Source organism: Micromonospora sp. R311 (assembly GCF_056780015.1).
In genome coordinates, this window is the sequence record NZ_JBSWCE010000004.1 from 180,806 (window position 1) to 192,338 (window position 11,533).

Below are 11,533 nucleotides of genomic sequence, written 5' to 3' on the forward strand. Positions count from 1 at the left end.
GGCGCAGGCTGTTCGCCTTCGCTCCTTCTATTCATGGCGACCCCTTCCCTTCCGTGAACACCGGAAGTTGCACGGTCGAATCGATCATCGGACTCGACGGGGTGAGCCAGCATCACCTCACCGGGACGAACCTGGGCATGCCTCGAACCTCTGCCGGACCCCGCCAAGCGCTGGATGGGGCGGTATGACCCGATCATGAAACGCGGCAGGGTGAACGGGCCTCACCCGACCGAGATGAACCCGACGTACGAGCCCCTGCCCAGGTGCCGTTGGCGCAACCGGCTCCCGGCGACGGCCGCGCGGACAGCCCGACTCGATGGGGGACAGGCGCACGTGGTCGCCGCGCTGGCCGACCCGATCGGGGTCCGGCCAGCGCGGTGAACGGCGGAGCGTGCGGGGCGTACGCCTGACGGGCGCATGCGCGCCGGAGCCGGCGGCCGCCCGGGAGGTCTCAGCGTGCCTCCCCCAGCCGCGAGCGCCGTGTGGGGCCGGTCGCGGGCGTGGCGTCAGCCCCCGGTGGCGGTGCCGTCCCGGCGCGGGTCGGCCGCGCCGAGCAGTTGGTCGGCGCGGATCTCGATCGCCGTGAGCCCGCTGTCCAGTGCGATGAGCCGGGGACAGGGGTGCCGACGCTCGACGAGGTTCGGCATGCGCAGCGCGACCCGCCGGTTCGCTTCGACCTCCGACGGCGCATCCCGTTTCCCGTCGCAGTCGCGGGTGATGTCCTGCCCGCTGTAGTGGCCCTGGTTGATCGCTTGTGCGGGGTTCATGCCGTCGACGATGACTCCGACGATGGTTTGCACCACGTAGTCGGGAATGTGCGAGCCGCCGGCGGCGCCCACGACGAGCTTCAGTTCCCTGCCCTCGTTGTCGAGTACGAGCGTCGGCGCCATCGAGGCCGTGGGCCGCTTCCCCGGCTGCATGACGTTGACCGGCTTACCCGGCGAGACCGACGACGTGTCGGTGAAGTTGTTCAAGGCGTTGTTGAGGATCATGCCCTGCGCTTCCAGATGCGCCCCGAAGTGGCTGTTGATGGTGGTCGTCATGGAGATGGCGTTGCCCTCGGCGTCGACGATGCTCACGTTGCTCGTCGGGTCGCCGACATCCACGGTGGCGGGCTCGTCGCCCACCTGGGGAGCCGGCCGTGGAACTCCCGGCGGGTCGCCCTGCTCGACCGGCCGGATCGCCCGGTCCGGAGAGAAAAGGGAGAAGCGCTGGTCGAGGTATCGGTCGTCGAGGAGCCCCTCCACCGGCACACCGTGGTACTCCGGGTCACCGACGTAGGCGCGACGGTCGAGATTCGCCAACCGGCTGGCCTCGATCGAGAGATGGATCCGGCCGGCCGAGCCGGGGTCGGTCTTCGCCACCTGGCCGCGTTCCAGCAACTTGAGCATCTCCAGCACCGCCACTCCGCCGAACGCGGCCGGCGGCGAGGTGCACACGGAGACGCCGAACACCTTCCGGCACACCTCGGTGCGTTCCACGCTGTTGTAGTCGGCGAAGTCCTGCGGCGTCATCAGGGAGGGAATCACCACCGGACCCGCGGTATTGCCCTTGAGCTTGATCGGCCCCTTGGCCGCGTGCTGCGTGATGGCCGGGGCGATTTTGCCATTGGGGTCGTAGAACGCCCTTGCGCCCCCGTCCCGCACCTGTCGCAGCACCTCCGCGATCTCCGCGTTGTAGAGGGTCGTGCCCACCGGCTTCGGCTCGTCACCGTCGCAGTACCGGGGGCGCAGGTCGGGATAGTTGCAACGCTTCCGCCCGTTGAAGCGCTCCTCGAAACCGTCGTGCAGGTTCGGGGACATCGGGAAGCCGTCCGCGGCCAGCCGGATGGCGTCGTCGAAGAGTTGGTTCCACGGGAGCTTGCCGTACAAGCCGTGCACGTCCGCGAGCACGCGCAGTGTGCCGGGAACACCGAATGCGCGTCCGGTTGCCGAGGCGTCGTTCGGGAACTGGTCCGTCCCGGTGTCCTTGGCCTCCTGCGGGGTGGGCGTCCGGAGATTCTCGGTCACGTGTTGCGGCGCTCTGGCCATGCCGTCGAAGAAGCGGATGTCGCGCGCGTCCTCATTCCAGTGGTTGATGAGGGTGCCGCCGGCCAGACCGGAGGCGTGCGGCTCCACCACGGCGAGGACCGCCTGAACGGACACGGCGGCGTCCGCAGCGCTGCCGCCCCTGGCGATAATCTTGCAACCCGCCTCGGCCGCGAGGGGATGGGCGGCGGCCACCATGAACGTGTCGGCGACCGCGTCGTCCTCCCGACCGTTCTTACTTCTCGGATTCTTGTCGCAGACCTCGCCCGGCGGAGCAACCGGTTGTGCGACGGGTGCGACGGCCACGGCGGAAATACCCAGCGCCATCGCCAGCACGGGAACGAGCTGGTGTGCCGTGCGTACGAACATGAAGTGACCTTTCGAGATCGGTCCGGAACGGAGCGTTCACGTTGAAACGTCACGGAGTTCGGTTACCGGAATTCTCTCTCTGTTTCCCTGAGCCTGCACCGTCAACGCTGTCCTGCGCCCCGCGTCGTAACCTTCGCTCTCCCGCTCCGGATCGGACGATCGGCCAGGTTCGGCGCCGGGCAACCTGCTAGCCGCACCAAGCTCACCGCAGGAGGGGCTGCTAGGGGCATCATCGATTTCACCCGGGTGATGGCGCAGGACATCGCCGCAAGTCGTGGCCCGCGTGGCGAAGGTGCCGCAGGTGATAGCGGAGAAAGTCCGATGTGGGGATCGCCCGGCCACCGGCACCGCGACGGCCCGGCGCACCCGCCCCCGAGCCTCACCGGCGGGTCGTCCCGGAATGGCACTCGGCGGGGGGATTCGGATCTGCCGCAGCGGCGTTGTCCGTTTCCGCTTAGCCATTTCCAACCGGAATCACGTCAGTTCTTTCCGCGGTGCGGAAACGCCCTCCGGGAAATTCACCGCGTGTTAGCGTCCAGTAGGCGGGCCTGTGATGTGGGGCACTCCGCATCATCACATCGGACCTCATTTGCCTGCCGATCACCGGTGGCCAGCGCCGCACGCGGCCATCACATCCGTCCGGCGAACCGCGCGACATCCATCCGAGGAGCAATCGTGCAGGAACGGATCGGCAACCCCGTTGGGCATACCCGGTGGCGAAGGTTCGCCGCGATGCTGGTGCCGGCGATCGCCGTCGCCGCCGGGATCGTCTTCGGTATGGCCAACGGCGCGATTGCGGCCTCGTTCGCAGTGTCCGGGCAGACGTTCAAGGTCTCGGCCTCGGAGCTGCAGGGGGAGGGTTTCGTCCAGTACGGCGGGGTCGCCGAGGAGGTCGACGGCACGCAGCACCCGGTGGCCGTCACCGGTATCCGCCGCGCACAGATCTTCGATCTGTGCCAGTCGGTGAAGGCGCCGGGCGTTCCCGTGGTGCTCGTCATCACCGCTGGCGGTGGTGGCCGGCCCGCCACGGCGGAGGACCTGCTGATCGACGTCGTGTCGCTCCAGGGTGACGTCAGGTTCACCAACATCAACATCGGGCAGGACGCGTCGACGCTCGAGGGCGGACCCGACAACGCCAGGGGCCCCTTGGGAGGCTTCGGCCAGCAGGCCGAAGAGGTGAACATCAGGAACCTGCGCCAGGTGGCCCGCGCCATCCAGGCCGAGACGTTCACGCTTCCCGGACTGCGGCTGAAGGTCAAGGTCGGCCCGGACGCCAGGGAATGCTTCTGAGCTGGTCACCCGGGCCACCAGGGCGCGCTCCGCGGGGCCCTGGCTGCCCCTCCACTCCTCAACCGGCAGGAGGATGCGTGACAGACGGCGAAACACAGCCCGCCCGGCCTGGCCGGCTCCGCACGGCGTGGCGAGGCTTCCAGCACTGGCGGCGGACCCGGCCGTTCTGGGGCGGCCTGCTCACCGCCCTGGCCGGCGTCGAGATCTTCGGCACCGCCCAGGTGTCGCTCGCCGGTCTCGCCTTCCAGACGGGGCCGACGGGCTTCCTCTCCTGGCTGATCCCCGCCATCCTGGTCACCTGCGGGCTGCTGATGTGGTTCACGCCGCAGCACCGGGTCTTCTACGCCGTGGTCGCCGCGGTGACCGCCCTCTTCTCGCTGATCGGGGTGAACCTCGGCGGCTTCTTCATCGGTCTGATCCTCGGCATCGTGGGCAGCGCCCTGGGCTACGCGTGGGCGCTGGCACCCGACCCGGCGGCCGGACGGGCAGAGCCCGACGACGACCGAACGACCCGCGGGCCGGCCGGCGAGGGGGCGGGGCGGGACGCCTCGTCCGGCGACCCGCAGGACGAGTCACCGGACGAGGCGGGGACGCGGCACAAGCCGGCGACCGGGACGGCCCCTGACCTACCGGCCCCCGGTGCAGGTCCGGCACCGAGCGGGAGCAGCCGGCCGTCGTCGACGAGCTGATGGCGGATCGGGACGGCATCGGCCCGCGCATCGTCCTGCGGCCGCCCATCGACGAGGACGCCCGCGGGCCACGGAGACACCAGCGAGCCGGCGGGTCGGAGGCGGAACCGCTCGTGCCTCGGAAGCCCGACCCCCGGATCTTCGCCGTGCTGCTCGGACTGCTCGGCCTCGCCGCCGCCGTGGCGCCCGCCGCGCTCAGCCCGGCCCGGGCGTCCGTCCTGCCTGCCACCGCGCGGGACGGACCTACCTGCCCGAGCCCGCCGGCACCGAGCAGCGCGCCGCCGGAGAGTCGGCCCGCGTCGGGCGGCCCGCGCGGCGCCCTTCCGGCTCGCCCGATCGGATACCTCGAGACGCGCGCCGGCCAGATCGTCCGTGCCGACGGGACCGGCGACGCGTTCGGCGGGGGACACCCCGATGACGTCACGTGGGCCGCGGCACGGTCGACGGCCCCCGTCGGACCCCTCCACCGGCTGTCCACGAACCCGCTGGCGACCCTTGCACCGACAGCCTCGGGCAACGACTGCCGCCGACCGGAGTCGTCCCCGAACGCTACCGGCGGCGTCGACGCCGGGACGGCGTTGCCCTGGATCAGCGCGGATCCGGGACAGCCGCTGGTGGCGGCGACCCCCTCGAAGCTGACCGCCTCCACGCTGACCATGACCGGGCTCCGGTTGGAAGGGATCGTCCAACTGCCCACCGCCGAGGGCACCCTCACGGCGCTGAAGTTCAGCATGCACGAGGCGGTCAGCGATGATGTCGTGATCCGCCCGCCCGGCACGCCCGACCGGACCATTCGGTACACCGCCGACCGGGTGACCGTGAGCGGCAACGTCGCGCTCTACGCCACCCGCTTCGTCGGCGGGCTCCCCGGCGTCAGGATCACGCTGGCCCCCGACCTGCCGTTGCCCGTCGGTATCCCGGTCCTGTCGCCCGCTGCGCTCACCGTTACCGATCCCGCCATCGACCTGGCCTTCGTCAAGAGCGACACGTTGAGCGCCCGGTAGCAGAAGTTGCTCGTCGGCGCACTCACGCACCCCGGTCGCGGGGTCCGGGGCCTTCCGGGCGGCGCGGTCCACCGCGGACTCTCGCCGCGCCGGTTGCCGCCGGCCGCGCCGGTCGGCGCCGCGCCCCACGCCGATCCCGCGCCGGCCTCGCGCCGATCGGCGGGGGCCGTCGAGGGACAACCCGGGCGGATCGTGGCCGGGTTCGCTGCCAGGCGACAATGCCGGGGTGGATCACGCGGATCTGGTCAGGTTGAGCAAGCGGATGTCGCTCGCGCTGCGGCACCAGCCCGGCCGGTTCGGCCTCACGCCCGACGGGGCGGGTTGGGTGCCGGTCGGGAAGTTCCTCACCGCGCTGCGGATCGACCGCGCCGACCTCGACGCGGTGGTGGCCGGCAACGACAAGCAGCGGTTCGCGGTCGAGCGCGGCCCGGACGGAGTGGAGCGGATCCGGGCCAACCAGGGGCACTCGATCCCGGTCGACCTGGGGTTGGTGCCGGTGCCGCCGCCGGACACGCTCTACCACGGCACCGGCGCGGCCGCCGTCGCGTCGATCCGGGCCACCGGCGTGCACCGCGGCGGGCGGCACCACGTCCACCTGTCGCCCGACGTCGAGACCGCCCGCCGGGTGGGCGCCCGCCGGCCCGGGTCGGTCGTGGTGTTCACCATCGACGCGGCGGCGATGGCCCGCGACGGACACGTCTTCTACCGCAGCGCCAACGGGGTCTGGCTCACCGACGTGGTCCCCGCCGCCTACCTGACCGGCACCGCCTGATCGTCGCGGCGCCGCCGGCGTCGGACGCGACAGCGCCTCAGCCGACGCGGCGGGCGAAGAAGTCGGCCAGCACCCGGGTGTGCGTGGAGAAGGCCAGCTCGGTCGGCTCGGTCAGCACCAGCCACTCGGTCGCCTCCTCGGTCGGCGCCGACGGTGGCAGCTCCTCGGCCCGCCGCTCGGGCAGCTCGCCGAAGACCATCATGGTGCCGCCGGCCGGGGCGCTGTGCACCGCGAAGAGCCGCGCGTCCGCGGCGTCGGCGAGCAGACCGGTCTCCTCGCGCAGCTCCCGGACGAGCGCGTCGTTCCACTCCTCGCCGTACTCGACGAAGCCGCCCGGCAGCGCGAGCAGCCCGCGCGCCGGCTCGATGTCCCGCCGTACGACGACCACGCCGAGGCCCGCGGCGGTGCGGACCGGCAGCACCGCCACCGCGACGGGCAGCGGGTTGCGCCAGACCGTCCGGCCGCAGACCGCGCAGACCCGCGGCCAGCCGGCCGCCGCCGGGTAGGCCGCCCCGCAGTAGGAGCAGTGGGAGTACGGCAGGTCACTCATGCCGCAGCACGTTACCCGCCATCTTGATCCACTCCGGTTACCGGAGGTCGGGGTGTCCGGGTGCCGGGGACACCCCGACCTCCCGCCAACCGGGTGGTTCGCGCCGGCGACGGGCGGCTCAGCTCTCCGGGACGCCGGTGTAGAAGGCGGTGGTGCGCCCGGCGGCGGCCCGCGCCTCCGCCGGGTCGGTGCCGGCGGCGATGCTCGCCTCGCCCCACCGCTCGCTGCTGGTGGTCACGTACGCCCGGCCCTCGGGGGAGGTGCTCCAGGCCTCGCTCTGCTCCGGGGTGACTCCGCTGCCGTCGTTGGCGAGGTGGGTGGCCAGGCCGAGCAGCGCCAGGTCCCAGCCCACCCCGACCGCGCCCGGGCCGAACTGGGTCCACCGCTCCTGGTCGACGTGGGCGATGTGATCCAGCTCGAACCGGGTGCGGCCGTCCTCGGTCGGGGTCAGCCGGACCTCGATCCAGCTCACGTCGCCCATCATTTCCCAGGTGGCGGCGAAGCTCTTCGGCGGGTCGCAGCGCTCGATGACGCCGGACGCGTTGCCCTCCAACTGGTAGCGGCCGTGCAGCTTGAGGTCGCCGCTGACCGGCAGGAACCAGCGGGGGATGCGCTCGGGGTTGGTGCAGGCGTCCCAGACGTCCTCCAGCGGCGCGTCGTACGTCTGGCTGATGGTCGTCACCCGCGCCTCGCCGGCCTCCAGCGTCCGTTGGCCGACCTGACGGCGGACGGCGTTGAGCTGGCTGGTCGCGTCGATCATGGTTGTCTCCTGTCGTCGTCGGACGGGTCGGCGGACTGCCCGCGCAGCCGCCGTTCTCGCTTGCCTCGGGCGAGCTCGGTGGCGAGTGCCTGAAGCGGTGGGATCCAGAACCGGCGGAAGTGGGCGAGCCAGTCGTCGACCTCACGCAGCGGGCCCGGGTCGACGGCGTAGAGCCGCCGGGTCCCCTCCGGCCGCACGGTGGTGAAGCCGTTCTCCCGCAGCACCTTGAGGTGCTGCGAGACGGCCGGCTGGGAGATGCCGAACTCCGCCCGGATCACGTCGTAGAGCCCGCCGGCGGTCATCTCGCCCTCGGCGAGCAGCTCGAGGATGCGGCGTCGCACCGGATCGCCGAGCACATCGAAGGCGTGCACCCGCCAGTTATATCAGTGGGGGCTTATTTAAGCAAAGGCTGATGGCGTGACCAGTCTGTCGAGGCGGATCGGCAGCTCCCGGATCCGCACCCCGGTCGCGTGGTGCACGGCGTTGGCGACGGCCGCCGCGGTGCCGACGATGCCGATCTCGCCGAGCCCCTTCACCCCGGACGGGTTCAGGTCGCCGTCCTCCTCGGGCACCCAGTACGCCTCGATCCGCTCGACGTCGGCGCAGCCGGTGATGTGGTAGGTGGCCAGGTCGTGGTTGACCCAGTCGCCGTACCGCTCGTCGAGCACGCCCTCCTCGTGCAGCGCCATCGAGATGCCCATCGTCATGCCGCCGATCAGCTGGCTGCGCGCGGTCGTCGGGTTGACCACCCGGCCGACGGCGAACACGCCGAGCATCCGGCTCACCCGCACCTCGCCGGTGTCGGCGTCCACCCGGACCTCGGCGAACTGCGCCCCGTACGCGTACCGCGGCCGCTGGGCCTGGGCGCGGACCTCGTCGGCGCTGCTCACCTGGACGGTGAACGCGTCCCCGGGGGGCTGCCGGTCGGGCCCCAGCCGGTCGCGCACCTGCTCGCACGCCCGCACCACGGCCCAGCTCCAGGAGGACAGGCCCATCGAGCCGCCCGCGCCGGGGGCCCGGGGCAGCGCGCTGTCGCCGATCCGCACCTCCACCCGCTCCGGCGGCACGCCCAGCGCGTCGGCGGCGATCTGCCACAGCGCGGTCCGGGCGCCGGTGCCGATGTCGACCGCGTTGATCTCCACCCGGAACCGCCCGTCGGGCAGGGCGGTGGCCGACGCCGACGCGGCGCGTTGCCGGGCCGGGTAGCTGGAGCCGGCCACCCCGGTGCCGACCAGCCAGCGCCCGTCCCGGCGCGCCCCCGGCCGGGGGTCCCGGTCGGCCCAGCCGAACCGGCGCGCGCCCTCGGTGAGGCAGCCGACCAGGTTCCGGCTGCTGAACGGCTCGCCGAGCTCGGGATCGACCTGCGCGTCGTTGCGCACGCGCAGTTCCACCGGGTCGACCCCGCAGGCGGTGGCCAGCTCGTCCATCGCCGACTCCAGGGCGTACGCGCCGGGGCACTCGCCGGGCGCCCGCATCCAGAACGGGGTGGGCACGTCCAGCCGGACCAGCCGGTGCGTGGTGCGCCGGTGCGGCGCGGCGTACATGCTGCGGGTGTAGACGGCGGTCTGTTCGGCGAACTCGACGATCGTCGAGGACTGGCTGATCGCGTCGTGGCAGACCGCGGCGAGCCGGCCGTCGGCCTCCGCGCCGAGCCGGACCCGTTGGATGGTGGGGGTGCGGTAGCCGACCGGGCCGAACAGCTGTTGCCGGGTCAGCGCCAGCCGCACCGGCCGGTCCACGTGTCGGGCGGCCAGCGCGGTGAGCACCACCGCGGCCTTGGCGTACCCCTTGCTGCCGAACCCGCCGCCGACGTGCTCGCTGACCACCCGGACGCTCTCCCGGGGCACCCGGAACAGCTCCGCGAGGGCGGCCTGCACCGGCGTGGAGCCCTGGCTGGAGTCGTACACCAGCAGCGTTCCGTCCGGCCGCCAGTGCGCGGTGCTGGCGTGCGGCTCCATCGGATTGTTGTGGTAGGCCGGGGTCCGGTAGGTAACGTCCACCCGCACCGCGGCGGCGGCGTACCCGGCGTCGAAGTCGCCCGAGGCGGTGTCCGCCGGGTAGGACGGGTTCACCCGGTCCGGCCGGTAGAGCCCGGGGTGGTCCTCGGTGAGCACGGTGCTGTGCGGCAGGGTGTCGTACTCGATCGCGACCAGCCGCGCCCCCTCCCGGGCGGCCTCGATGCTCTCGGCCACCACCACCGCGACCAGTTCGCCGCGGTAGTGCACCACCGGGTCCTGCAACAGGTACAGGTCGGCCTCGACGTCCGGGGCCAGCCGGGGGGCGTTGCCGTGGTGCACCACGGCCAGCACGCCGGGCACGGCGAGCGCCGCCGCCGGGTCGATCCGGGTGATCCGGCCGCGCACCGCCGCCGCCGGCACGGCCCAGCCGTACGTGACACCCTCCACCGGGTACTCCACGGCGTACCGGGCGGCGCCGGTGACCTTGTCCCGGCCCTCCAGCCGCGGGTACGCCCGCCCCACCGCCCCGGTGCTCACGCCGCCGCCTGCCCGGCCAGGTCGGTCAGCGCGCGGACCGTGATGTTGCGGACCAGCGGCACCTTGAAGCCGTTGTGCCGCAGCGGGCGGGCCTCGGCGAGTTCGGCGTCGGCGGCCCGGCCGGCCAGGTCGGGCGTGAACCGTTGACCCCGTAACACCTGCTCGGCCCGGTGGGCGCGCCACGGCCGGTGGGCCACCGCCCCGTACGCCAGCCGGACCTCCCGCACGACGTCCCCGTCCAGGTCGAGCACCGCGGCCACCGAGCCGACCGCGAACGCGAACGCCGCCCGGTCGCGCACCTTCAGGTACGTCGAGCGGCGCGCCGCCACCAGTGGCGGGATCCGCACCGCGGTGATCAGCGTGCCCCGGGGCAGGGTCGTCTCCCGCTCCGGGTGCTCACCCGGTGAGCGGTACAGCTCGGTCAGCGGCAGCTCCCGGGCACCGTCCGGCTGCCGCACCTCGACCACCGCGTCCAGCGCGACAAGCGCCACCGCCAGGTCGGACGGGTGGGTGGCCACGCACCGGTCGGACCAGTCGAGGATGGCCAGGTCGCGGTTCTGTCCGTGCCGCGCGGCGCAACCGCTGCCGGGGGTGCGCTTGTTGCACGCCTTCCCGGTGTCCTGGAAGTAGACGCACCGGGTGCGCTGGAGCAGGTTCCCCGCGGTGGTCGCCATGTTGCGCAGTTGCCCGGAGGCGGCGGCGAGCAGCGCGCGGGCGAGCACCGGGTAGTCCCGGCGCACCAGCGGGTGCGCGGCGAGGTCGCTGTTGCGCGCGGTGGCGCCCACCCGCAGCCCGCCGTCGGGCTGCGGCTCGATCCCGTCCAGCGGCAGCCGGGTGACGTCCACCAGCAGTTCCGGACGTTGCACGCCGAGCTTCATCAGGTCGACCAGGTTGGTCCCGCCGGCGAGGTAGGCCGACTGCGGCTCCGCGTCGAGCAGGGCGACCGCCTCGGTGACGTCGGCGGGGCGCCAGTAGCGGAAGGGTCTCACCGCGACCCCGCCGCCTCGCGCACCGCGGCCACGATGTTCGGGTACGCGGCGCAGCGGCACAGGTTGCCGCTCATCCGCTCGCGGATCTCGGCGTCGGTCAGCTCGACCGGCCCGATCAGGTCACCGGTGACCGCGCTGGGCCAGTCCCGGGCCACCTCGTCGAGCAGGCCGCGGGCGGAGCAGAGCTGGCCCGGGGTGCAGTAGCCGCACTGGAAGGCGTCGTGCGCGATGAACGCGGCCTGCAACGGGCTGAGGTCGTCCGGGCCGGCCAGCCCCTCGACGCTGAGCACGTCGCAGCCGTCCAGGGTGACCGCGAAGATCAGGCAGCTCTTCACCCGCCGGCCGTCCAGCAGCACCGTGCACGAGCCGCACTGCCCGTGGTCGCAGCCCTTCTTGGCGCCGATCAGGCCGAGGTGCTCGCGCAGCGCGTCGAGCAGCGTGGTGCGGTTGTCCAGGGTGAGGTCGTGGCCGGCGCCGTTGACGGTCAGCGCGACGCGGGACGTCGGCCCGGCGCCGGGATCGGTGCTCTGGTTCCCGCTCTGCACCGCCTCATATTAGCGTTGAAACACCTTTAACGGGCATATCGGG

At 72.7% G+C, this 11,533-nt stretch carries 10 protein-coding genes and 1 pseudogene; 4 read left to right on the forward strand and 7 right to left on the reverse strand.

Features of this window, described 5'->3' with window-relative positions; all coding sequences use genetic code 11:
• Positions 1-506 precede the first annotated feature (506 nt).
• Positions 507-2,396: a gamma-glutamyltransferase family protein gene (locus tag AC1WTP_RS04830; protein WP_481648038.1), complete on the reverse strand. Its 1,890-nt coding sequence runs from the start codon at positions 2,394-2,396 to the stop codon at positions 507-509.
• A gap of 675 nt (positions 2,397-3,071) precedes the next feature.
• Between AC1WTP_RS04830 and AC1WTP_RS04835 the strand changes: the two genes are divergently transcribed.
• The 4 genes and pseudogenes from AC1WTP_RS04835 (at position 3,072) to AC1WTP_RS04850 (ending at position 6,151) form a co-directional block, all read left to right on the forward strand.
• The gene (locus AC1WTP_RS04835; RefSeq protein ID WP_481648039.1) at positions 3,072-3,686 is read left to right on the forward strand and encodes a DUF6230 family protein; all 615 of its coding nucleotides are present in this window, start codon (positions 3,072-3,074) and stop codon (positions 3,684-3,686) included.
• Positions 3,687-3,763: 77 nt separating this feature from the next.
• Positions 3,764-4,342 (forward strand): annotated as a pseudogene (locus AC1WTP_RS04840) (DUF6114 domain-containing protein); the annotation flags it as partial.
• A gap of 647 nt (positions 4,343-4,989) precedes the next feature.
• Complete coding sequence (locus AC1WTP_RS04845; protein ID WP_481648040.1) at positions 4,990-5,379, forward strand: hypothetical protein; 390 nt, start codon at positions 4,990-4,992, stop codon at positions 5,377-5,379.
• 226 nt (positions 5,380-5,605) lie between these two features.
• Positions 5,606-6,151, forward strand: coding sequence for an RNA 2'-phosphotransferase (locus tag AC1WTP_RS04850; RefSeq protein ID WP_481648041.1), 546 nt, complete (start codon positions 5,606-5,608; stop codon positions 6,149-6,151).
• A 37-nt stretch (positions 6,152-6,188) separates the two neighbouring features.
• On the opposite strand, the gene AC1WTP_RS04855 is transcribed toward AC1WTP_RS04850, so the two are convergent.
• From AC1WTP_RS04855 to AC1WTP_RS04880, 6 genes are all read right to left on the reverse strand, one after another.
• The gene (locus tag AC1WTP_RS04855; RefSeq protein WP_481648042.1) at positions 6,189-6,701 is read right to left on the reverse strand and encodes an NUDIX domain-containing protein; all 513 of its coding nucleotides are present in this window, start codon (positions 6,699-6,701) and stop codon (positions 6,189-6,191) included.
• Between the two features lie 118 nt (positions 6,702-6,819).
• The gene (locus tag AC1WTP_RS04860) at positions 6,820-7,461 is read right to left on the reverse strand and encodes an SRPBCC family protein (RefSeq protein ID WP_481648043.1); all 642 of its coding nucleotides are present in this window, start codon (positions 7,459-7,461) and stop codon (positions 6,820-6,822) included.
• A complete protein-coding gene (locus AC1WTP_RS04865; protein WP_481648044.1) occupies positions 7,458-7,832 on the reverse strand; it encodes an ArsR/SmtB family transcription factor in 375 nt (124 codons plus the stop codon). The genes AC1WTP_RS04860 and AC1WTP_RS04865 overlap by 4 nt, the downstream gene beginning before the upstream one ends.
• 27 nt (positions 7,833-7,859) lie before the next feature.
• On the reverse strand, positions 7,860-9,956 hold the full coding sequence (locus AC1WTP_RS04870; protein WP_481648045.1) for a xanthine dehydrogenase family protein molybdopterin-binding subunit: 2,097 nt from the start codon (positions 9,954-9,956) through the stop codon (positions 7,860-7,862).
• Complete coding sequence (locus AC1WTP_RS04875; protein ID WP_481648046.1) at positions 9,953-10,945, reverse strand: FAD binding domain-containing protein; 993 nt, start codon at positions 10,943-10,945, stop codon at positions 9,953-9,955. The genes AC1WTP_RS04870 and AC1WTP_RS04875 overlap by 4 nt, the downstream gene beginning before the upstream one ends.
• A complete protein-coding gene (locus tag AC1WTP_RS04880) occupies positions 10,942-11,490 on the reverse strand; it encodes a 2Fe-2S iron-sulfur cluster-binding protein (RefSeq protein WP_481648047.1) in 549 nt (182 codons plus the stop codon). Before AC1WTP_RS04880 ends, AC1WTP_RS04875 begins: the two co-directional genes overlap by 4 nt.
• Between the last annotated feature and the right edge of the window lie 43 nt (positions 11,491-11,533).

Coding starts and splice junctions, on each gene's coding strand:
- AC1WTP_RS04830 (WP_481648038.1), bottom strand. CDS start 2,396: ATGTTCGTACGCACGGCACACCAGCTCGTTCCCGTGCTGGCGATGGCG.
- AC1WTP_RS04855 (WP_481648042.1), bottom strand. CDS start 6,701: ATGAGTGACCTGCCGTACTCCCACTGCTCCTACTGCGGGGCGGCCTAC.
- AC1WTP_RS04860 (WP_481648043.1), bottom strand. CDS start 7,461: ATGATCGACGCGACCAGCCAGCTCAACGCCGTCCGCCGTCAGGTCGGC.